Annotated in this window: 2 protein-coding genes; both read left to right on the top strand. The window is 73.3% G+C overall.

Going from position 1 to position 2,107, the window contains the following annotated elements:
• Window positions 1-102 precede the first annotated feature (102 nt).
• Window positions 103-780 carry a phosphotransferase gene (locus tag HW445_RS28250; protein ID WP_180223692.1) on the top strand — a complete coding sequence of 226 codons (678 nt, stop codon included), beginning with the start codon at window positions 103-105 and terminating at the stop codon, window positions 778-780.
• 257 nt (window positions 781-1,037) lie between these two features.
• Window positions 1,038-2,107 (top strand): glycosyltransferase family 4 protein (locus HW445_RS28245; protein ID WP_180223693.1); only part of this gene is annotated, 1,070 nt, incomplete at its 3' end.

Genomic DNA, 2,107 nt, shown 5'->3' with positions numbered 1-2,107 from the left:
GGCGGACACGGCGGCAACGGGGGCATATATCCGGCCATGGCGAGGGCAAACAGGGCCAAGAGGCCCTCGACCCGGGCCGGACGGTCCGGCAGGATTCCCCGAATGGTGCTGATCGGGGTCGGCCGCACTGCCGACGTGTACGTGGTCGACGAGCGGTGGGTCCTGCGCAGGTACCGCGACGCCGGCCTCGGCGACGCGGAGGCCGAGCGGGCCCTGATGGCCTACCTCCACCGCTGCGGCTACCCCGTGCCCGTGGTGCGCCCCCGGGAGAACTCGCCCGCCACCGACCTGGTCATGGAGCGGCTCGACGGCCCCACGATGACCGGGGCGCTGTTCGCCGGGCTCATCACCCCGCAGGAGGCCGGCGCCACCCTCGCCCTGCTGCTCACCGGACTCCACTCGCTGCCCGCCCGGTGGTCGGCGGACCCGCGGGAGCGCATCCTCCACCTCGACCTGCACCCGGAGAACGTCATCCTCACCTCGTCCGGCCCCCGGGTCATCGACTGGAGCACCGCCGCCGAGGGGCACCCCGGGCTCGACCGGGCGATGACCGCGGTGATCCTCGCCCGGACCGGCGCCGCGAACCCGAAGCGGACCGCGGTCATGCGGGACGTGCTGGCCGCCCTGCTCGCCGCCCCCTCCGCCCGCCTCGATCCGGAGGAACTGGAGGAGGCGCTCCGGCTCCGCACCTCGGACCCGGCCATGACGGAGCGTGAGATCGCCCTCCTCGGCCGGGCGGGCGCCACCGTCCGGGAGGTGGCCGGGCTCCAGCCGGCCTGAGCCGGCGCGCGTCCGTGGCCGTGGTGCGAGATCCGGACATCTCCCCACGTCAGCAGGGACGTCGGGGCCGCCGACGCCGTGGCGAGCATCACCTGGCAGACTTCCCACAGTGCCGCTACCAGCGGGTAGATTCGGACAGTCGTTGTGTGATCAACAGTGATCGCCGGTGATCGTCCGAGACTTGTTGCTGGTGGCCGCCGCGACGTAACCTCGCGGGACAGTTCAGGAGAAGGGGGCCGAGAGTGACCGCTGAGGCCATGGCCGCCGACGGTCAGCCGGCTCTGCGCATCGCGCTCCTCACCTACAAGGGCAATCCGTTCTGCGGCGGACAGGGCGTCTACGTGCGCCACCTGTCCCGCGAACTGGCCCGGCTCGGCCACACCGTGGAGGTGATCGGCTCCCAGCCGTACCCGGTCCTCGACGAGGGCGAGGATCTCGCCGGGCTCTCCCTGACCGAGCTGCCCAGCCTCGACCTGTACCGGCAGCCCGACCCGTTCCGCACCCCGCGCCGCGAGGAGTACCGGGACTGGGTCGACGCCCTCGAGGTCTCCACCATGTGGACCGGCGGCTTCCCCGAGCCGCTCACCTTCTCGCTGCGCGCCCGCCGCCTGCTGCGCGCCCGCCGCGGCGACTTCGACGTCGTCCACGACAACCAGACCCTCGGCTACGGCCAGCTCGGCGACCTCGGCGCCCCCCTGGTGACCACCGTCCACCACCCCATCACCGTCGACCGGCAGCTCGAGCTCGACGCCGCCGACGACTGGAAGCGCCGCCTGTCGGTGCGCCGCTGGTACGCCTTCACCCGGATGCAGAAGCGGGTCGCCCGCCGCCTGCCCTCCGTGCTCACCGTCTCCGGCACCTCCCGGCAGGAGATCGTCGACCACCTCGGCGTCCGCCCCGAGCGGGTGCACGTCGTGCACATCGGCGCCGACACCGAGCTGTTCTCGCCCGACCCGTCGGTCCCCCGGGTGCCCGGCCGGATCGTCACCACCTCCAGCGCCGACGTGCCCCTCAAGGGCCTGGTCTTCCTCGTCGAGGCGCTCGCCAAGCTGCGCACCGAACAGCCCGACGCCCACCTGGTCGTCGTCGGCCGGCGTGCCGAGGACGGCCCCGTCGCCCAGGCCATCGAACGCTACGGCCTCGAGGGCGCCGTCGAGTTCGTCAAGGGCATCACCGACGCCGAACTCGTCGACCTGGTCCGCTCCGCCGAGGTCGCCTGCGTGCCCTCGCTCTACGAGGGCTTCTCGCTGCCCGCCGCCGAGGCCATGGCCACCGGCACCCCGCTGGTCGCCACCACCGGCGGCGCCATCCCCGAGGTGGCCGGCAC

The sequence above is a fragment of the Streptomyces sp. UH6 genome (genome assembly GCF_013421635.1).
GTDB lineage: Bacteria > Actinomycetota > Actinomycetes > Streptomycetales > Streptomycetaceae > Streptomyces > Streptomyces abyssomicinicus.
The sequence above is the reverse complement of the archived record's forward strand: the minus strand, read 5'-3'. Positions and strand labels throughout refer to the sequence as shown.